Source organism: Pseudomonas sp. ESBL9 (assembly GCF_036668715.1).
Taxonomy (GTDB): domain Bacteria; phylum Pseudomonadota; class Gammaproteobacteria; order Pseudomonadales; family Pseudomonadaceae; genus Aquipseudomonas; species Aquipseudomonas lundensis.
The window spans coordinates 246,635-265,945 of the sequence record NZ_JAZEVV010000002.1; the positions used below are offsets into that span (position 1 = coordinate 246,635).

Genomic DNA, 19,311 nt, shown 5'->3' on the forward strand with positions numbered 1-19,311 from the left:
TTGTCGAGAATTCGTCTGGTCCAAAGGGCTTTTAAAGTGCGAGCGGTATTTTTTCGTGGAACACCGCTATATGGCTCTGTCAGATTTTGAGGCGTATGGATACTATGCGCGCCATGCACATATCCTCTGATCACCCGCTATTACTGCGCATTGTCGACGACCTGTACGCACAGGGATGGTCACAGCAAAACATCTTCCTGCCCGAGGCTTTGACCTTTGAGTTGGCGGCTGAGTGCCGCAAACGTTCGGCCGAAGGGGAACTGACCCCGGCTGCGGTCGGGCGCGGGCTGAATCAGGAGGTCCGCGAGGGGATCCGCGGGGACCACATTCAATGGCTGGAGCCCGGAGAAGCGCTGGCCTGTGACAGTTATCTCGGCTTGATGGAAAGCCTGCGAGTCGCCATGAACCGCAGGCTTTTTTTGGGCCTGGAGGACTTCGAAAGCCACTTCGCGATGTACCCGCCCGGCGCGTTTTACCTCAAGCATCTGGACCGTTTTCGCGACGACGACCGGCGCATGGTGTCGGCCGTGGTGTACCTCAATCAGGCGTGGTTGCCCGAGCATGGTGGACACCTGCGCATGTACCTCAATGACCGCGGCGAATACGATGTGCTGCCGACGGGCGGTTGTCTGGTGGTGTTCCTGTCGGGTGAAGTTCCGCATGAAGTGATGCCCGCGACCCGTGACCGCTTGTCATTGACGGGCTGGTTCCGGCGTCGTCCCACAGAGATCGTGCTGTGAAGTCCAAAGTGCTGGTCAGCCGCTGCTTGCTGGGGCATCGCGTGCGGTATGACGCAGGCGCCAGCGGCCCGTATCCGCAACTGCTGGAGTGGCAAGCGCAAGGCCGGGTGATTGCACTTTGTCCTGAGGTCGCGGGCGGTTTGCCCACGCCGCGCGCGGCGGCCGAAATTCCCGGAGGCCAGGGCATTGAAGTCCTCAGCGGCAAGGTTGCGGTGATAACGACAGACGGCGACGATGTCACCGAGGCCTTTGTATCGGGCGCCCGGCAAGCGCTGGCACTGGTGCAAAAACACGGCATCCGCGTGGCGATTCTCAAGGCCAACAGCCCTTCATGCGGCAACCGGCTAACCTACGATGGCAGTTTCAGCGCAACCAAAGTGGCCGGTCAGGGCGTGACGGCCGCGCTACTGAGTGAGGCTGGCGTGCAAGTGTTCAGTGAACTCGAACTCGATGATGCGGCCAAAGCGCTGGAACAATGACCCGCAATCGTCGGGGCCATGCGCCGGTTTGGCGTAGAGCCCCGATTTGAGTTCAGGTAACATCCGGTGCCACTTTGCCTTGGGGAATACGCGATGAGTGATAAACAAAAACCGCAGCCTGCTGCTTCGGCCACTGGCCCTTCACCCGCTGAAAGCGCCGACGCAGCCTTGCACCATATCGTTGATGGCTTTTTGCATTTCCATCACGAAATTTTTCCTGAACAAGAAGCCTTCTTTAAAAAGCTCGCCACCGCACAACGTCCGCGGGCAATGTTCATTGCCTGTGCGGATTCGCGGATCGTGCCTGAATTGATTACCCAAAGCGCGCCGGGCGATCTGTTTGTGACCCGTAACGTGGGCAACGTTGTTCCGCCGTACGGTCAGATGAACGGTGGTGTTTCAACCGCCATCGAATACGCCGTTCTGGCCTTGGGTGTGCAGCACATCATTATTTGCGGCCACTCGGACTGTGGCGCGATGCGCGCGGTGCTGAACCCGGCCAGTTTGAAAAAAATGCCGACGGTACGCGCCTGGTTGCATCACGTGGAAGTCGCTAAAACCATGGTGCAGGACAACTGCAACTGCGCCAATGAAGCCGAAAGCATGCACGTACTGACCGAAGAAAACGTCATCGCTCAGTTGCAGCATTTGCGCACGCACCCGTCAGTGGCTTCGCGCATGGCCAGCGGGCATTTGTTCATTCATGGCTGGGTGTATGACATCGAAACCAGCCAGATCAAAGCGTATGACGCCGATAAAGGCGCTTTCCTGCCGCTCGACGGGACCAACCCGATCCCGAGTGCAACGCCCAAGGCGCGGTTCTAACCGTTGCCCAGCGTCGCCGCCGAACACCAGAGGCTGATTCGGCGGCGGCGCCGTCGCACGTCATTGAGCCCGTGCGACAGGTGTCAGCTTACAAATTCAAACCGACACCCAACTGTTTGGACAGGCACGGCCAGCGCTTCCAGGCAGCGCCGGTGTCCGGGCTGGTGAGTTTGTCGCGGTAGGCTTCCACCGATTCCAGCGTGAAACATTCGTCGTCCAGCATGCAATCAACCGCGTGGTGAACCACTTCATCCAACTGATTGGCAAAGGTTTCACCAATCAAGTGGTGGGCGATTACATTGGCCACCGTGGTGTCCAGCGGGATCAGCGGCTGGTTGAAATGCTTGATATAGAGGTCGTTGACCTCTTCCACCAGGCGGTGGGCCAGATACGCTTCATCCAGCAAACCTTCCAGACCGACGTGTCCGTTCATTACGGCTGGCGGCTGAACGAAAAACTGTTCGGCAATTTTCAGCACCGGCGTGATCTGCGACTCGATGCCCGCTTCGCGCGCGACTTCATTGGCCGCCTCCAGCAAGTCAGGCACTTGATCGATGTAGGCGCTGACAAAACGGGTCATCACCAGATTTTTAGGGTGGTCTTCTTCAGGCACACGGATGGCGGTGTGAAGGTGCGGCAGTTTGGTTTCCAGTTGGCGAGCGAGCAGGCCCGTATCGGCCTCATGTTCTTGGGCACACAAGATCTGCTCGCGGATGGCGGCGGTGTTCATGGGAACTCCAGGGAGACACTAGACAGGGAATATCGTTGAAAAATGGCCCCGTGAATCAGAGGGCCTTTTTCAGAGGGCGCGTATTGTTATTCATTTTGTGAGCGGGCAGTGAGTGCCATTTGTCGTTGGGGTCAGTTTTTTACAGTTTTCAGCCAGCGCGTTGCGGGGTTGAAGGCGCTGGCTATACTCGATTTTGTAAACGTTTTCTGATGATGCCCGACTGCCTGAGCAGGCGAGGCTCGGCGGTCAAGGTTCACTGGTTTGAAAACCGCCCCCTTGTAACGCAGGTATAGACCGGCGCAATAACAAGAAAAATAAAGGGGAACCCGCAATGAAGCGACATCCAAACCTATGGATGGGCCTGCTGTTGTGGTCCGTTTTCAGCCAGGCGCAGGCCGCCTGGACCGTGAACATGACGCCCGGCGCGACTGAGGTCAGCCAGGCGGTCTTCAACCTGCACATGACCATTTTCTGGATCTGTGTGGTGATCGGCCTCATCGTGTTCGGCGCCATGTTCTGGTCAATGATCGTTCACCGGCGTTCCACGGGCCAGCAAGCGGCCAAGTTCCACGAGAGCACCACGGTCGAAATCCTCTGGACGGTCGTGCCCTTTCTTATCCTCGTGGCGATGGCGGTGCCCGCCACCAAAACCCTGATCAACATCTACGACAGCAGTGATTCGGATGTCGATATCCAGGTCACGGGCTATCAGTGGAAATGGCATTACAAATACCTGGGTCAAGACGTCGAGTTCTTCAGCAACCTGGCCACCCCCGCCGATCAAATCCATAACAAAGCCCCCAAGGACGAACATTACCTGCTCGAAGTCGATGAGCCGCTGGTGCTGCCGATTGGCGCCAAAGTGCGCTTTCTGGTGACCTCGGCCGACGTCATCCACTCGTGGTGGGTGCCCGCGTTCGCGGTCAAGCGCGACGCCATTCCGGGGTTTATCAACGAGGCCTGGACCCGCGTTGAAAAGCCCGGCGTTTATCGGGGGCAATGCGCCGAGTTGTGCGGCAAGGACCATGGCTTCATGCCGATTGTGGTGGATGTCAAAACCCGGCCTGACTACGACGCCTGGCTTGCCGAACGCAAAGCACAGGCTGCGCAGCTTAAAGAACTGACCAGCAAGGAGTGGACCCTCGACGAGTTGGTCGCTCGGGGTGACAAGGTCTACCACACCGCTTGCGTCGCCTGTCACCAGGCCGAAGGCCAAGGGTTGCCGCCGATGTTCCCGGCGCTCAAGGGCTCTCCGATTGCCACCGGCCCCGCCGCCGATCACCTGCATCGCGTGTATTTCGGCAAGCCGGGCACGGCCATGGCCGCCTTCGGCAAGCAACTGTCGGAAGTCGACATCGCGGCGGTGGTGACGTACGAACGCAACGCGTGGGGCAACAACAAGGGCGACATGGTCACCCCCAAAGACGTGCTCGCGCTGAAACAGGCGCAAGGCAAATGAGCCGCTCATTGATGTGCGCGCAAGGAGTCAGGACATGAGTGCTGTTATCGACGACCACGGGCACGCGGACGACCACGCTCACGGCCCGGCCAAAGGCTTGATGCGCTGGGTGCTGACCACCAACCACAAAGACATCGGCACCCTGTACCTGTGGTTCAGCTTCTGCATGTTTTTGCTCGGTGGCTCATTCGCGATGGTCATCCGTGCCGAACTGTTCCAGCCGGGCTTACAGATCGTCGAGCCGGCGTTCTTTAACCAGATGACCACCCTGCACGGCCTAATCATGGTATTTGGCGCGGTGATGCCCGCGTTCGTCGGGTTGGCCAACTGGATGATTCCGCTGATGATCGGCGCGCCCGACATGGCCTTGCCGCGCATGAACAACTTCAGTTTCTGGCTGCTGCCGGCGGCGTTTCTGATGCTGGTGTCGACCTTGTTCATGGCCGGGGGCGGGCCGAATTTTGGCTGGACCTTCTACGCCCCCTTGTCCACCACTTATGCACCCGAGAGCGTGACGTACTTCATCTTTGCCATCCATCTGATGGGCATCAGTTCGATCATGGGCGCGATCAACGTGATCGCCACCATCCTTAACCTGCGTGCGCCCGGCATGACGTTGATGAAAATGCCGCTGTTTGTCTGGACCTGGCTGATTACCGCGTTCCTGCTGATCGCCGTGATGCCGGTGCTGGCAGGCGTGGTCACCATGATGTTGATGGACATCCATTTCGGCACCAGCTTTTTCAGCGCGGCCGGCGGCGGGGACCCGGTGCTGTTCCAGCATGTGTTCTGGTTCTTCGGTCATCCCGAGGTGTACATCATGATCCTGCCGGCCTTCGGCGCGATCAGTGCCATCATCCCGACCTTCTCGCGCAAACCGCTGTTCGGTTACACCTCAATGGTCTACGCCACGGCCAGCATTGCCTTCCTGTCCTTCATCGTCTGGGCGCACCACATGTTTGTGGTGGGCATTCCGCTGGTGGGCGAGTTGTTCTTCATGTACGCCACGTTGCTCATCGCCGTGCCCACCGGGGTCAAAGTCTTCAACTGGGCCAGCACCATGTGGCAAGGCTCGCTGACGTTCGAGACGCCGATGCTGTTTGCCGTGGCGTTTGTGATTCTGTTCACCATCGGCGGGTTTTCCGGGCTGATGCTGGCCATTGCCCCGGCGGACTTCCAGTACCACGACACCTATTTCGTGGTGGCGCACTTCCACTACGTGCTGGTGCCGGGCGCCATCTTCGGCATTTTCGCCTCGACCTATTACTGGTTGCCGAAGTGGACCGGGCATATGTACGACGAAACCCTCGGCAGGCTGCATTTTTGGCTGTCCTTCGTGGGCATGAACCTGACGTTCTTCCCGATGCACTTCGTGGGACTGGCCGGTATGCCGCGTCGGATTCCTGACTACAACCTGCAATTTGCCGACTTCAACATGGTGTCGTCGATCGGTGGGTTCATGTTTGGCGCTACGCAGTTGCTGTTCCTGTTCATCGTCATCAAGTGCATTCGCGGCGGGCCCAAAGCGCCTGCCAAACCGTGGGACGGTGCCGAAGGTCTGGAATGGAGCGTGCCTTCGCCCGCGCCGTATCACACCTTTACGACGCCCCCTGAAATCAAGTGAGCCGGTGCCCTCTGCCAACCCTCTTCGGGAGGGCTGGCAGAGGGTCAGGAGGATTCATGGCTGACTCAACATCGATCAAACGCCTGGTCATGCGCCTGTTGCTGATGGTGGTGGTGATGTTTGCCTTCGGCTTTGCCCTGGTGCCGCTCTACGACGTGATGTGCAAAGCCTTCGGCATTAACGGCAAGACCGCCGGGCAGTATGAGGGCGCGCAGGTGGTGGACACCGGGCGGCAGGTGCGGGTGCAGTTTCTGGCCACCAACAACGTGGGCATGGTGTGGGAGTTTTACCCAAAGGGCGATCAGTTAGTGGTCAACCCCGGCGGCGTGTACGAGATGGTGTTTGTGGCGTCCAACCCGTCTGACCACCCGATGTCGGCCCAGGCGGTGCCGAGTATTTCCCCGGCCGAGGCGGCGCAGTACTTCCACAAGACCGAATGTTTCTGTTTCACCCAGCAAGTGCTGCAAGCGGGACAGCGCATCGAAATGCCCATGCGTTTTATCGTCGACCGCGACATGCCCAAGGACGTGAAACACCTGACGCTGGCCTACACGCTGTTCGATATCACTGCGCGCCATCCGCCCGTTGCCGCTGCTGGCAATGACGCTCAACGGCCAGCCCGATAAGGAGAACGCTCCATGGCAACTCACGATCACTACTATGTCCCGGCGCAGAGCAAGTGGCCGATCATTGCCACGGTCGGCCTGCTGGTCACGGTGTGGGGGCTGGCCACGTGGTTCAACGACCTCAAGGCCACGCGCCCTGAATCCCATGGACCGCTAATCTTTTTTGTCGGCAGCCTGCTGGTGGCCTACATGATGGTCGGCTGGTTCGGCGCGGTGATTAAAGAGAGCCGCGCCGGGCTGTACAGCCCGCAACTGGACCGTTCGTTTCGCTGGGGCATGACGTGGTTCATTTTTTCGGAAGTGATGTTTTTTGCGGCGTTTTTTGGCGCGCTGTTTTACGTGCGCCATTTCTCGGGCCCGTGGCTGGGCGGTGAGGGCAGCAAGGGGCTGGCACACATGCTGTGGCCCAACTTTCAGTTCGCCTGGCCATTGCTGAACACCCCTGATCCGGTGCTTTACCCGGCGCCCAAAGACATCATCAACCCGTGGGGCTTGCCGCTGCTGAACACGGTATTGCTGGTCAGTTCCAGCGTCACCCTCACCCTTGCCCATCATGCGTTGAACAAGGGCCAGCGTGGTGCATTGAAAGCCTGGCTGGGCCTGACCGTGGTGCTGGGCATCGCTTTTTTGGGCTTTCAGGCCGAGGAATACATTCACGCTTATAAAGAGCTGGGGCTGACGCTCGGCTCAGGGGTGTATGGCGCGACCTTCTTTATGCTCACCGGATTCCATGGCGCCCACGTCACCATCGGCACCCTGATTCTGTTGGTGATGCTGGTGCGTATCGTGCGCGGGCATTTCAACGCCGAACATCAATTCGGCTTTCAGGCGGCCAGTTGGTACTGGCACTTTGTGGACGCGGTGTGGGTGGCGCTGTTCCTGTTTGTCTACGTGCTGTAGACGCCGCGACCATGGCCGCCTTCGCGCCCGGACGTGTGCCCACCGTGGTGGTACTGGCGCTTTTGCCGGTGCTGGTGTTTCTGGGGGTTTGGCAACTGGGGCGTGCCGAGCAAAAACGCACCCTGCTCGACAGCTATGCCGTACACCGGACCGCCGCGCCCCTCAATGTGGGCCAATTAATGAGCACCTCAACGCCCGCTTTCCGCCGTGTGCAGTTGCGTGGGCATCTGGATGCGCAGCACAGCCTGCTGCTGGACAACCGGGTGCGAGACGGCAAGGTCGGGGTGGAGCTGTTGCAGCCTTTTCAGGATCAGGCCAGTGGCCAGTGGCTGTTGCTCAATAGGGGCTGGATCGAATGGCCCAGTCGGCGCACGCCGCCGGTGTTCAGTACCCCGGATCAATTAGTGGAGCTGGAAGGCTGGGTGTATGAGTCGCCCGGTACGCCCTTCCAGCTGCAGGCCGACCCGGCCACGGGTAACTGGCCGCGGCTGGTGACGGCAGTCTTCCCCGCCAAGGTGTGGGCTGAGCTGGGGCGAAGCGGTTTTAACGATGAAGTGCGTATTGCGCCCGGCCTTGCGGCGTATCAGGCCGACTGGCCAGTGATCGCCACGGGCATGGGCCCGGAAAAACACACCGCGTATGCCGTGCAATGGTTCGCCATGGCGCTGGCGTTGTGCGGGCTTTATGGGTACCTCGGTTGGCATAACGCTCGGGAGAAGCGCCATGGGAACGGCCATCAATCCGTCTGAAACGGCTCACCACGCGGCACCGGCTTCGCGGCGCCGTGGACGGCTGCAGTTGATCCTTATTCTGTTGCTGACCATCGGCCCGATGGTGTTGGCCACCGGGATGTACACGCTCAAGTTCTGGGTGCCCGAAAGCCGCAGCTATCACGGTGAACTGATAGGTAACGGCCCGACCCGCGCTGAGCTGGGCGTGCAAACGGACGAGCAGCGCTGGCAGTTGCTGGTGACCGCGCCACAAACCTGCACGGTGGCGTGTCAGCAATTGGTGTACTTGGCACGGCAGATACAGATCGGCCTGGGCCGCGATGCCTCCCGTGCCACCCATGCGCTGGCGAGCGCGCAGGCGCTGGACGCTGACTATGTGGCAAGGCTGCAACGCGAATACCCGCAGTTGCAGCGTTACGCGATGGACTTGCCAGCGTATACCCGGGGCGCGCAGGGCAATGGCGGCGCTCAGCTGTGGATCATCGACCCGCACGGCAATCTGGTGCTGCGTTACGACCCCAGTGTCAAAGGCAAGGACGTGCTCAACGACCTGCGCCACCTGTTGAAACTGTCCAACATCGGGTAGGAAAACCGTCATGGCCAAAGCCGGATTTCGTCTCGCATTACTTGCCACCGTGCTGGCACTGGTGGTGGTGTTACTCGGTGCCTACACGCGTTTGACCCACGCCGGGCTGGGTTGCCCGGACTGGCCCGGCTGCTATGGCTTCATCAGCGTGCCCAAAACCGATGCACAACTGGCGCATGCCCAACGGCACTTTCCCGACACCCCGGTACACGTCGAAAAAGGCCGGAGCGAGATGGTGCATCGCTATTTCGCAGGCACCCTGGCGCTGGTGATTGTGCTGTTGGCGGCGCGGGCCTGGCGCCAGCGCACACTGCCCGGCCAGCCACTCAAATTGCCGTTGTTCATTCTGTTGGTGGTGCTGGCGCAGGCGGCCTTTGGCATGTGGACCGTCACGCTCAAACTCTGGCCGCAGGTGGTGACCGGGCATTTGCTGGGCGGTTTCGCGACCTTGAGTTTGCTGTTTTTGCTGACCCTGCGTTTATCGGGCGTGCTGCCAGCGCTTGCCGTGCCCCGCCGTTTACAGCGTTGGGCGACTGCCGGGCTGGTGCTGGCGATTGGACAAATCGCGCTGGGTGGTTGGGTCAGTTCCAACTACGCCGCCGTGGCGTGTGTCGACCTGCCGACGTGCCACGGTCAATGGTGGCCGTCGGCCGATTTCGCCAACGGTTTTCATCTGACCCAACACATAGGGCCGAACTATTTGGGCGGCCAACTGGACAGCGACGCGCGCACAGCGATTCATCTCACCCACCGTTTGGGCGCGCTGGTGCTCACGGTGGTGCTGTTGGGGCTGGCCTGGCAGCTGCGGCGGGTGGGCATGACGCGGCTGGCGGGGTTACTGATGCTGACGCTGGGCCTGCAAGTGAGTCTGGGGATCAGCAACGTGCTGTTCGGTCTGCCCCTGGCGGTTGCCGTGGCGCATAACGCTGGCGGCGCGGCCCTGTTGTTGACGCTGGTGCTGGTCAACTACCACGCACGTACGGCACTGGTCAGGGTCAAGGCACCGCGTCTTGCCCGCTGGCGTTTCAGTCCTCGGCCACCGGTGCCCGGCTCGATCATGCTTAAAGGAGAACTGCCATGGCGACCTTGACCGTTGAGCGTTCACGTCCGGCGTCCTGGCGCGACTACCTGGAGCTGACTAAACCCAAGGTGGTGATGTTGATGCTCATCACCTCGTTGGTGGGCATGTTCCTCGCCACGCGCGCAGGTGTGCCGTGGACGGTGCTGGTCTTTGGCAATCTGGGCATTGGTTTGTGTGCCGCAGGCGCTGCGGCGGTCAATCATGTGGTGGACCGGCGCATTGATGCGCTGATGGCGCGTACTCAAAAGCGTCCGTTGGCCGAGGGCCGGATTTCAGCGGGTTCTGCGCTGGCGTTCGCCCTGTTGTTGTCCGTGTCGGGGTTGGGGGTGTTATGGGTGTTCACCCATGCACTGGCGGCCTGGCTGACCCTGGCGTCGTTGTTGGGGTATGCAGTGATTTACACAGGTTTTCTCAAGCGCGCCACGCCGCAGAACATCGTGATCGGCGGGCTGGCCGGGGCTGCGCCGCCGCTGTTGGGCTGGGTCTGCGTGACCGGGCATGTGACTGCCGAACCGCTGCTGTTGGTGCTGATTATCTTCGCCTGGACCCCGCCGCACTTTTGGGCGCTGGCGATCCATCGCAAATCTGAATACGCGAAAGCCGACATTCCCATGCTGCCCGTGACCCATGGTGAGCAGTACACCAAGTTGCACATCCTGCTTTACACCTGTGTGCTGCTGGCCGTGAGCCTGCTGCCGTTTGTGATTCGCATGAGCGGCTTGCTCTATCTGGTGTGTGCGCTAGGGTTGGGCGCACGCTTTCTGTATTGGGCGTGGGTGCTGTACCGTGGCACCCTGCCGCACGCCGCGATCAACACCTTCAAGTACTCTATTTACTACCTGTTCGCGTTGTTCATCGCGCTGCTTGTCGACCATTACTCAGTGTTGAACCTATGACTAAAACTCAAAAAACCGTCTACATCCTCGTTGCGCTGGTGGCATTGGTCATGGGCCTGACGTTTAACAAAATCATGTCCGGCAACAGCCAGAGCGACAATACGGCGCTGATCGATGCGGGCATCATTCTGCTGCCGCAGAGCCGTCCGTTACCGGCAATCAAGATGACCAATCAGGACGGTCAGCCGGTGCAGATGAATGAACTGACCGACACGTGGAGCTTGTTGTTCTTCGGTTACACCTTCTGCCCCGATATTTGCCCGACCACCCTGGCCCAGCTGCGTCAGATCAAAAGTGAGCTGCCCAAAGCCGCGCAAGACAAACTGCAAATCGTGCTGGTCAGCGTCGATCCGAACCGTGATACGCCGCAGCAGCTCAAGCAGTACCTGGGTTACTTCGATCCGCAGTTCGTGGGCCTGACGCCCGGTTCGATTGAAGAGCTGCAAACCCTGGCCAATGCGGTGAGTATTCCGTTCATTCCGGCGGATACCAGCAAACCCAACTATACGGTCGACCACAGTGGCAATCTGGCGCTGATTGGCCCGGACGGCACTCAGCGGGGTTTCATCCGCGCACCGTTCAACAACCAGAAAATGGTTGCCCAGTTGCCGGGTTTGGTCGAAAGGAAATAAGGCAAAGCGGTTGCTGCGGGCACAGGCTGCGAGCTTGCGGATCAAAGCTCACAGCCTGCGGCAGCGATCAGGCGAGGGTCTGAGGCATTAGAACGCCGGAACGATGGCGCCTTTGTACTTCTCATTGATGAACGCTTTCACTTGCGGCGTGTGCAGCGCATCAACCAGTTTCTTCATATCAGCCGAATCTTTGTCGTCCGGGCGAGCCACCAGAATGTTCACGTAAGGCGAGTCGCTGCCTTCGATCACCAGTGCGTCTTTTTCCGGGTCCAACTTGGCTTCCAGCGCGTAGTTGGTGTTGATCAGCGCCAGGTCTACCTGGGTGAGCACACGCGGGATGGTGGCCGCTTCCAGTTCACGGAATTTCAGGCCTTTGTTGTTCTCAGTAACGTCTTTAATCGTCGAGAGAATGTTGGTCGAGTCTTTGAGCTTGATCACGCCCGCCTTGTCCAGCAGCAACAGGGCACGGCCGCCGTTGGTGGCGTCGTTGGGGATCACCACGGTTGCGCCATTGGGCAGTTCTTCAAGCTTTTTGTACTTGGACGAGTAAGCGCCCAGCGGCTCAAGGTGAACGTTGGCCACGCTGACCAGGTGGGTGCTCTTGGCCTTGTTGAACTCATCCAGGTAGGGCTGGTGCTGGAAGAAGTTGGCATCCAGGCGCTTTTCGGCAACTTGCACGTTGGGCTGGATGTAGTCGGTGAAGACCTTGACCTTGAGGTTGACGCCTTCTTTGGCCAAGGCTGGCTTCACGAATTCAAGGATTTCGGCGTGCGGCACCGGGGTGGCCGCCACCGTCAGATCGCCCGCGTGGGCTGAAAATGCCGCAATAGCGGCGACCGCAGCAAATAACTTCTTCATCCAGCAACTCCTTGTGAACACCTGACTTCAGGCGCCTGCCAGCCCGTAGGCTGGCGGTTACGTTTATTAACGAGGGTCGCGCTCACTTGCGCGAAAAGTGCACCACCAGCCGATCGCCAACGGTTTGCAGAATTTGCACCAGAATCAGCAACATCACCACTGTCACGATCATCACGTCAGGCTGGAAGCGCTGATAACCAAAGCGGATGGCCAGATCGCCCAGACCGCCCGCGCCAACCACACCCGCCATGGCGGTGTAGCCGACCAGCGTAATGGCTGTCACCGTAATTGCCGCAAAGATACCGGGACGTGCTTCAGGCAACAACGCACTGGTAATGATCTGACGCGTGTTGGCGCCCATTGCCTGAGTGGCTTCGATGATGCCGCGGTCCACTTCCCGAAACGCCGTTTCGACCAGGCGCGCAAAGAACGGCGTGGCCCCCACGACCAATGGCGGAATCGCACCGGCGACGCCCAGCGAGGTGCCGGTAATCAGGACGGTGAACGGGATCATCACGACCAGCAGGATGATGAACGGCAGCGAACGCAGAATGTTCACCACGAACGACAGGGCCGAATACAGGGCTTTCTGTTCCAGCAGTTGGCGCGGGCTGCACAGGAACAACAGAATGCCCAGCGGCAAACCGAGCAACACCGTAAACAGCAGCGAACCGCCGAGCATGATCAGGGTGTCGACGGAGGCCAGCCAGATTTCGTACCAGTCGATGTTGGAAAAGAAGCTCAAGAGGGTTTCCATTAGCGCAGCACCTCCATATGTACGTCTGCGGCGGTGAAGCGCGCGAAAGCAGCTTCCATGTCGCCACCGGTGATGGCGAGGGTCAGTTGCCCATAAGGGGTGTCTTTGATGCGGTCGATACGACCGGCCAGGATGCTGTAGTCCACCCCGGTTTCACGGGCGATGGTGCCCAGCAATGGCGCGTAGGTGGATTCGCCCTGGAACGTCAGGCGCACGATACGGCCTGGCACGTGAGCGAAGTCGTCACGCTGTTCGCTTTCATCGATCTGCTCGTCTTCCTGCACGAAGCGTTTGGTCGTCGGGTGCTTGGGGTGCAAGAACACGTCGGCCACAGGGCCTTGCTCGACGATCTTGCCCGCATCCATGACCGCCACCACATCACACACGCGACGGATAACGTCCATTTCGTGGGTAATCAGCACGATGGTCAGCTTCAACTCACGGTTGATTTCGGCCAGTAGCTGCAACACCGAAGCCGTGGTTTGCGGGTCGAGGGCACTGGTGGCCTCGTCGCAGAGCAACACTTTTGGTTGGGTGGACAAGGCGCGGGCGATACCCACGCGCTGTTTCTGGCCGCCTGACAGTTGCGCCGGGTACTTTTTGGCGTGGTCGGACAAGCCTACCCGCGCCAGCAGTTCAGCGACGCGTTTGTCGATTTCGTTGCGGGACAATTCACCGGCCAGCGTCAGAGGCAGCGCGACGTTGTCCGCCACGGTCTTGGAGGCCAGCAGGTTGAAGTGCTGAAAGATCATGCCGACTTGTTGACGGAAACGGCGCAGGCCGTTGCCATCCATCGCCGTGACGTCTTCGTTGTCGACGATGATCTGCCCGCCGCTCGGTGTTTCGAGGCGGTTAATCAGGCGCAGCAATGTACTTTTACCCGCGCCGGAATGGCCAATCAGACCAAATACCTGGCCGCTCTCGACACGCAAACTGGTGGAGTGCAGCGCGGGAATGTCCTTACCGGCGACCCGGTAAGTTTTATGAACGTTATGGAACTCAATCACGTAGCGAACCTTGTGGGGCGCGAAAAAATAAGATCAGCGGTTAGCCGGGCGCGCATTTTAGCCTGTCCGTATAGAGGTTCTTAGCATTTATTTGCGCTCCAACCATCGATTTGGCAATAAGACGATCAAAGGTCAGAAAAAAGGAACGCCGCTAAGGGTGACAAGTCAGTACTAGGGTCTGTTCACGTTTCAATGAAAGCGGCGGCGATCAAACGGGAACAGACCCTGAAGCAACTCACATCCCGTTTCGGGAGATTTGTCTACAAAGCCCGGCCCATGGGGCTTTTGCCTACAAGGAGTGAAGTCTGATGAGTACCAAAAAACCGTCTTCGAACAAGAGCCAGATGGCCGGAACCGACACCTTGGATCGTGGCAACACGAACGTCAAACTGGAGAGCCTGGAACGCTTCCGGGATGACGCCACCGATCAGGCGTTGCGCACCAATCAAGGGGTGAAAATTTCAGACAATCAAAACACCTTGAAAGCCGGCGCCCGAGGCCCTTCGTTGCTTGAAGACTTCATCATGCGCGAGAAGATCACGCATTTTGACCACGAACGCATTCCAGAACGTATCGTCCACGCCCGGGGCACCGGCGCCCATGGTTACTTTCAGACGTACGAAGCCCACACCGCCCTGACCAAAGCGGGTTTCCTGCAAGACCCGAGCAAGAAAACCCCGGTATTTGTGCGTTTTTCCACGGTGCAAGGACCTCGCGGGTCGGGTGATACGGTGCGCGACGTTCGCGGTTTTGCCGTGAAATTTTTTACCGATGAAGGCAACTTCGATCTGGTCGGCAACAACATGCCGGTTTTTTTCATTCAAGACGCCATCAAATTCCCTGACTTCGTACACGCAGTAAAACCTGAGCCGCATAACGAAATTCCTACCGGCGGTTCAGCCCACGACACGTTCTGGGATTTTGTTTCACTGGTGCCCGAGTCCGCGCACATGGTTATCTGGGCGATGTCTGACCGCGCCATCCCGAAAAGCCTGCGCAGCATGCAAGGTTTTGGCGTGCATACCTTCCGGCTGGTCAACGCCGAAGGTCAATCCAATTTCGTCAAATTCCATTGGCGCCCAAGTGCTGGCACCTGCTCACTGGTGTGGGACGAAGCGCAAAAACTGGCCGGTAAAGACACCGACTTCCATCGCCGTGATCTGTGGGAGTCGATTGAAGTCGGCGATTACCCGGAGTGGGAGCTGGGCGTTCAAATCATTGCCGAAGAAGACGAGCACAAATTCGAGTTCGACATCCTCGATCCGACCAAATTGATCCCGGAAGAGCTGGTGCCGATCACGCCTCTGGGCAAAATGGTGCTCAACCGTAACCCGGATAACTTCTTTGCCGAGACCGAGCAGGTTGCGTTCTGCCCTGGTCATATCGTGCCCGGTATCGATTTCTCGAATGACCCGTTGCTGCAAGGTCGTCTGTTCTCGTACACCGATACGCAGATCAGCCGTCTGGGCGGGCCGAACTTCCATGAGATCCCGATCAACCGCCCGGTCGCGCCGTTCCATAACAACCAGCGTGATGCACAGCACCGCAGCACCATTCATAAAGGTCGGGCGTCTTACGAGCCTAACTCGATTGATGGCGGCTGGCCGAAAGAAACCCCTCCAGCGGCACAGGATGGCGGTTTTGAAAGCTACCCTGAGCGTATTGATGCGAACAAGATTCGCCAGCGCAGTGAGTCGTTCAGCGACCACTTCTCCCAGGCACGGCTGTTTTTCCACAGCATGAGCAAGCACGAGCAAGAGCACATCATTGCGGCGTATAGCTTTGAGCTGGGCAAGGTGGAGCGCGAACACATCCGCGCGCGTCAGGTAAACGAGATTTTGGCCAACATCGATCTCGAACTGGCCAAGCGTGTGGCTGAAAACCTCGGTCTGCCAGCGCCTAAAGCCGGCACGGTGGAGGCTCGCGCAACCACGGTTAGCCAGTCCCCTGCGCTAAGCCAGGCCAACCTGCTGCCAGGCAATATCAAGACTCGCAAAGTGGCGATTTTGGCTGCCAACGGCGTCGAGGGTGCCGCGATTGATGCACTTAAGCAGGCGCTGGCGGCTGAAGGCGCGCATGCCAAGCTGCTCGGGCCGACTTCAGCGCCTGTGAAAACAGCGGATGGCAAGGCGTTGCCAGTGGATGCGTCGATGGAAGGCATGCCCTCGGTGGTTTTCGACGCGGTGTATGTGCCGGGCGGCGCAGCATCGATCAAAGCGCTCAGCGGCGATGGCGTAGCTTTGCATTACGTACTGGAAGCCTACAAACACCTGAAAGCGATTGCGCTGCACGGCGAAGCCAAGCAGTTGCTGGATGTGCTGCATTTGCAGGCGGATGAGGGGCTGTTGGTGCTCAAGGATGCCAAGGACTTCAAGGCGTTCTTTGCTGCCATTGGCCAGCATCGTGTCTGGGCGCGCGAGCCGAAGGCCAAAGCAATCCCGGCATAAGGTGAGCCTGAAAAAAAACGCGCTTGCAGAGCCTGCAAGCGCGTTTTTTTACGTCTGGAGCCTGTCGGTTAAGGCTTGCTTGGAATCAGCACCATTTGCGCCGGGACGTGGCGCACGATGTGGCGATCAAGTTTGAAGTCGAAGCCGGGCTTGAGCTTTTTAACGCGTTTGGTGATCAGGGTCGCCAGCCATGGGTAATCGGCGGTGCGCGGCACTTGTAACGTCACGGCGCACTGATAATTGACGATGTCCTGCGCGATCAGGTCCAGTTGATGGCGAAGTTTCTTGATATCGGTGATGTTCAGCGCAACGGTGGTGCTCTCTGCTGCCGGGTCGATGACCTTGGCCGGTGGCCGTTTTTCAGCCGCTTTGAGGGCGGCTTCTGCCTTGTCCAGTTCGGCTTTGCGTGCATGGGCAATGGCGCTGTTGACGCCGCTGGTCAGCGCCGGCGCTTTGGGCATCAGGGTGCGGGCGCGGCTCAGGGCCGTGGCAGCCGCATTCACATCCCCCTTTTGCAGGTAGATTTGACTGCGTTGCAGGTAGGCTTCGGCCAGTTGGCGCTGGTACTGCACCCACTGGGGGTCGTCCGGGGTTTGCGCTTGCAGGGCCGCCAGTTCGTCTTCGGCGGTCGCCAGTTCGCTGCTGGCCAGGTTTTGCTCCAGCTGAGCGATGGCTGCAGCGCGTTGCTGCTGCGCGAGCTGGTCGGCAGACGGTGTGCTTTGGCAGGCGCCCAGCAGCACGGAAAATGCGACCAGAAGCACATAACGGTAATTGAACAGCTTCATTCCTGCGGCTCTCTAAGTGCGCAAAAAACGAGCAAGTCTACACCCCTCGACGGGGCAGAACAAAACTCAGCAGAAACAGTGCAGCGGCACAGACCACAATTGAAGGGCCAGCCGGTGTGTCCTTGAACCATGACAGCGCAAGGCCACCACACACGGCCATCATCCCCAGAACGCTGGCCCCGAGGGCCATTTGCTCAGGGGAACGGGCATGGCGTTGAGCCGCCGCTGCCGGGATGATCAGCAGCGATGTAATCAACAGCACCCCGACAATTTTCATTGCCACGGCAATCACGACAGCAATCAACAGCATCAAGGTCATGCGCAATGCGGCGACGGGCAAGCCTTCGACCATGGCCAGCTCTTCGTGCACTGTAATCGCCAGCAACGGCCGCCACAATGCGACCAATAGCGCCAGTACCGCGGCGCTGCCGCCCACGATCCACATCAGGTCGGTCGGGCTGATCGCCAGCAGGTCACCGAACAGGTAGGCCATCAGGTCGATTCGCACTTCATGCATGAAGCTTAGTACGACCAGGCCGAGGGACAAGGTGCTGGGTGCGAGAATTCCCAGAAGCGTGTCTGAAGCCAGTGGTTGCCGTTGTTGCAAGGTCACCAAGAGGATGGCCAGCAACAGGCAACCGACCGTCACGGCAATGGCCGGGCTGATGTCCAGCAAGAAACCCAGCGCTACGCCCAACAAGGCCGCGTGGGACAGCGTATCGCCAAAATAGGCCATGCGCCGCCACACCACAAACGAGCCCAAAGGCCCTGCTACCATCGCCAAAGCCAAGCCTGCCAGCAGGGCGTAAACCAGAAAATCAGCCATGCTTGCAGCCTTCTCCATGAACGTGGGGGTGTGTGCTTTGGGCGTCTGCGTTGACCACCGAACCATGCAAGTCATGGGCATGGTCGTGATGGTGGTGATAAATCGCCAGGCTTTGTGCGTTTTTGCCGAACAGCTCGACGAAAGCGGGGTCGCCGCTGACCTGTTCCGGGTGGCCTGAGCAGCAGACATGACGGTTCAGGCACACCACCTGGTCAGTGGTGCTCATTACCAGGTGCAGGTCGTGGGACACCATCAACACGCCGCAACCATGACGGTCGCGCAGGCGGGTAATCAGGGCGTACAGCTCGGACTGACCGGCGACGTCCACACCTTGTACGGGTTCGTCGAGCACCAGCAGTTGAGGCTTGCGCAGCAAGGCGCGGGCCAGCAGCACGCGTTGCATTTCGCCCCCGGACACGCTCTGCACCGGGCTGTCGATGACCTTTTCTGCGCCCACTTCTTTCAGGGCTTCGAGCGCCTGAGCCCGGTCAACCCCCGGTACCAGGCGCAAAAAACGCAGCACTGACAACGGAAGCGTCGGATCGACGTGCAGTTTTTGGGGCATGTAGCCCACGCGCAGTTTGGGTTTGCGCCACACACTGCCGCTCGTCGGCTTTATCAGGCCCAGTACGGCTTTGACCAGTGTGGTTTTACCCGCGCCATTGGGCCCGATCAGCGTCACGATCTGGCCCGGCTCGACGCTCAGCTCGATGTTGTCGAGCACGTTTTGCCCCGAGTAGGTCACGGTGACGTGTTCAAGGCGAATCAATGCAGCGCTCATCAAGCCTCCCGGCAGCCTGCGCACAAGCCGACGACTTCGACCGTCTGGCCTTCGACAGTAAAGCCGACATCGTGTGCGCTGCTGATAATCGCGTCGCTGATGGATTTTTGCTCCAGCTCAATGGCGGCGTGGCAGGTGCGGCAAATCAGGAACTGCCCCTGATGCGGGTGCTCGGGGTGGCTGCACCCCACAAAGGCATTCAGAGATGAGATGCGGTGCACCAGGCCGTTTTCCAGCAGAAAGTCGAGTGCCCGGTACACGGTCGGAGGCGCGGCGCGGCGGCCGTCCTGTTCGCTGAGCACAGCCAGAATGTCGTAGGCGCCCAGCGGTTTATGGCTCTGCCAGACCAGCTCCAGCACCCGCTTGCGCAATGCGGTCAGGCGCAGGCCCTTTTGCGCGCACAAGGTATCGGCCTCGCTTAGGGCGCTGTGAACGCAATGGGAGTGGTCGTGAGGGCGGCTGGCAAGCGGTGTAATAGGCATGGGCGGCGACGATTTCTGAGAGAGACGTTATTATGTTACCCGTTTCAACCACCCTGAGT

At 59.4% G+C, this 19,311-nt stretch carries 21 protein-coding genes; 13 read left to right on the forward strand and 8 right to left on the reverse strand.

Features of this window, described 5'->3' with window-relative positions; genetic code table 11:
- Window positions 1-104 precede the first annotated feature (104 nt).
- The 3 genes from V6F78_RS07620 to V6F78_RS07630 all read left to right on the forward strand — a co-directional run bounded on the left by V6F78_RS07620 (window position 105) and on the right by V6F78_RS07630 (window position 2,044).
- Window positions 105-740 (forward strand): 2OG-Fe(II) oxygenase, encoded by a 636-nt coding sequence (locus tag V6F78_RS07620; protein ID WP_169858431.1) that lies wholly within the window; start codon window positions 105-107, stop codon window positions 738-740.
- Window positions 737-1,219 (forward strand): DUF523 domain-containing protein, encoded by a 483-nt coding sequence (locus tag V6F78_RS07625; protein WP_047296351.1) that lies wholly within the window; start codon window positions 737-739, stop codon window positions 1,217-1,219. Before V6F78_RS07620 ends, V6F78_RS07625 begins: the two co-directional genes overlap by 4 nt.
- A gap of 93 nt (window positions 1,220-1,312) precedes the next feature.
- Window positions 1,313-2,044, forward strand: a complete 732-nt coding sequence (locus V6F78_RS07630) for a carbonic anhydrase (RefSeq protein ID WP_047278703.1) — start codon at window positions 1,313-1,315, stop codon at window positions 2,042-2,044.
- Window positions 2,045-2,132: 88 nt separating this feature from the next.
- Here the strand turns inward: V6F78_RS07630 and V6F78_RS07635 are convergent, their stop codons facing one another.
- Window positions 2,133-2,774 carry a hypothetical protein gene (locus tag V6F78_RS07635; RefSeq protein ID WP_047296350.1) on the reverse strand — a complete coding sequence of 214 codons (642 nt, stop codon included), beginning with the start codon at window positions 2,772-2,774 and terminating at the stop codon, window positions 2,133-2,135.
- A gap of 331 nt (window positions 2,775-3,105) precedes the next feature.
- Between V6F78_RS07635 and coxB the strand changes: the two genes are divergently transcribed.
- Genes coxB through V6F78_RS07680 form a run of 9 tightly spaced genes read left to right on the forward strand, consistent with a single transcriptional unit; the run spans window position 3,106 to window position 11,309 of the window.
- Window positions 3,106-4,233 carry a cytochrome c oxidase subunit II gene (gene coxB / locus V6F78_RS07640; RefSeq protein WP_047278698.1) on the forward strand — a complete coding sequence of 376 codons (1,128 nt, stop codon included), beginning with the start codon at window positions 3,106-3,108 and terminating at the stop codon, window positions 4,231-4,233.
- 34 nt (window positions 4,234-4,267) lie between these two features.
- Window positions 4,268-5,857, forward strand: coding sequence for a cytochrome c oxidase subunit I (ctaD, locus tag V6F78_RS07645; RefSeq protein ID WP_047278696.1), 1,590 nt, complete (start codon window positions 4,268-4,270; stop codon window positions 5,855-5,857).
- A gap of 56 nt (window positions 5,858-5,913) precedes the next feature.
- Window positions 5,914-6,483 (forward strand): cytochrome c oxidase assembly protein, encoded by a 570-nt coding sequence (locus V6F78_RS07650; protein ID WP_047296349.1) that lies wholly within the window; start codon window positions 5,914-5,916, stop codon window positions 6,481-6,483.
- 12 nt (window positions 6,484-6,495) lie between these two features.
- Complete coding sequence (locus V6F78_RS07655; protein ID WP_047278692.1) at window positions 6,496-7,383, forward strand: cytochrome c oxidase subunit 3; 888 nt, start codon at window positions 6,496-6,498, stop codon at window positions 7,381-7,383.
- An 11-nt stretch (window positions 7,384-7,394) separates the two neighbouring features.
- The gene (locus V6F78_RS07660; RefSeq protein WP_094990156.1) at window positions 7,395-8,132 is read left to right on the forward strand and encodes an SURF1 family protein; all 738 of its coding nucleotides are present in this window, start codon (window positions 7,395-7,397) and stop codon (window positions 8,130-8,132) included.
- Complete coding sequence (locus V6F78_RS07665) at window positions 8,107-8,700, forward strand: hypothetical protein (RefSeq protein WP_047296346.1); 594 nt, start codon at window positions 8,107-8,109, stop codon at window positions 8,698-8,700. The genes V6F78_RS07660 and V6F78_RS07665 overlap by 26 nt, the downstream gene beginning before the upstream one ends.
- A 10-nt stretch (window positions 8,701-8,710) precedes the next feature.
- Window positions 8,711-9,790, forward strand: coding sequence for a COX15/CtaA family protein (locus tag V6F78_RS07670; RefSeq protein ID WP_047296345.1), 1,080 nt, complete (start codon window positions 8,711-8,713; stop codon window positions 9,788-9,790).
- Window positions 9,778-10,677 (forward strand): heme o synthase, encoded by a 900-nt coding sequence (gene cyoE / locus V6F78_RS07675; protein ID WP_047296344.1) that lies wholly within the window; start codon window positions 9,778-9,780, stop codon window positions 10,675-10,677. Before V6F78_RS07670 ends, cyoE begins: the two co-directional genes overlap by 13 nt.
- A complete protein-coding gene (locus V6F78_RS07680) occupies window positions 10,674-11,309 on the forward strand; it encodes an SCO family protein (protein WP_047296342.1) in 636 nt (211 codons plus the stop codon). The genes cyoE and V6F78_RS07680 overlap by 4 nt, the downstream gene beginning before the upstream one ends.
- 87 nt (window positions 11,310-11,396) lie before the next feature.
- On the opposite strand, the gene V6F78_RS07685 is transcribed toward V6F78_RS07680, so the two are convergent.
- From V6F78_RS07685 to V6F78_RS07695, 3 genes are all read right to left on the reverse strand, one after another.
- Window positions 11,397-12,167: a MetQ/NlpA family ABC transporter substrate-binding protein gene (locus tag V6F78_RS07685; protein WP_332726929.1), complete on the reverse strand. Its 771-nt coding sequence runs from the start codon at window positions 12,165-12,167 to the stop codon at window positions 11,397-11,399.
- Window positions 12,168-12,249: 82 nt separating this feature from the next.
- Complete coding sequence (locus tag V6F78_RS07690; protein WP_047296338.1) at window positions 12,250-12,924, reverse strand: methionine ABC transporter permease; 675 nt, start codon at window positions 12,922-12,924, stop codon at window positions 12,250-12,252.
- Window positions 12,924-13,931, reverse strand: a complete 1,008-nt coding sequence (locus V6F78_RS07695; protein WP_047278675.1) for a methionine ABC transporter ATP-binding protein — start codon at window positions 13,929-13,931, stop codon at window positions 12,924-12,926. Before V6F78_RS07695 ends, V6F78_RS07690 begins: the two co-directional genes overlap by 1 nt.
- A 308-nt stretch (window positions 13,932-14,239) precedes the next feature.
- Between V6F78_RS07695 and katE the strand changes: the two genes are divergently transcribed.
- Entirely contained in the window at window positions 14,240-16,378 is a 2,139-nt protein-coding gene (gene katE / locus V6F78_RS07700; protein WP_332726930.1) for a catalase HPII, read from the forward strand.
- A gap of 68 nt (window positions 16,379-16,446) precedes the next feature.
- Here katE and V6F78_RS07705 read toward each other — a convergent pair whose 3' ends face one another.
- From V6F78_RS07705 to V6F78_RS07720, 4 genes are read right to left on the reverse strand one after another with little or no spacing between them, the layout of a single operon-like run.
- A complete protein-coding gene (locus tag V6F78_RS07705) occupies window positions 16,447-17,163 on the reverse strand; it encodes a PA5502 family lipoprotein (protein WP_332726931.1) in 717 nt (238 codons plus the stop codon).
- A 37-nt stretch (window positions 17,164-17,200) separates the two neighbouring features.
- Window positions 17,201-17,989 (reverse strand): zinc ABC transporter permease subunit ZnuB, encoded by a 789-nt coding sequence (gene znuB, locus V6F78_RS07710; protein WP_047296324.1) that lies wholly within the window; start codon window positions 17,987-17,989, stop codon window positions 17,201-17,203.
- The gene (gene znuC, locus V6F78_RS07715) at window positions 17,982-18,770 is read right to left on the reverse strand and encodes a zinc ABC transporter ATP-binding protein ZnuC (protein WP_047278667.1); all 789 of its coding nucleotides are present in this window, start codon (window positions 18,768-18,770) and stop codon (window positions 17,982-17,984) included. Before znuC ends, znuB begins: the two co-directional genes overlap by 8 nt.
- On the reverse strand, window positions 18,770-19,252 hold the full coding sequence (locus V6F78_RS07720) for a Fur family transcriptional regulator (protein ID WP_047278664.1): 483 nt from the start codon (window positions 19,250-19,252) through the stop codon (window positions 18,770-18,772). The genes znuC and V6F78_RS07720 overlap by 1 nt, the downstream gene beginning before the upstream one ends.
- Between the last annotated feature and the right edge of the window lie 59 nt (window positions 19,253-19,311).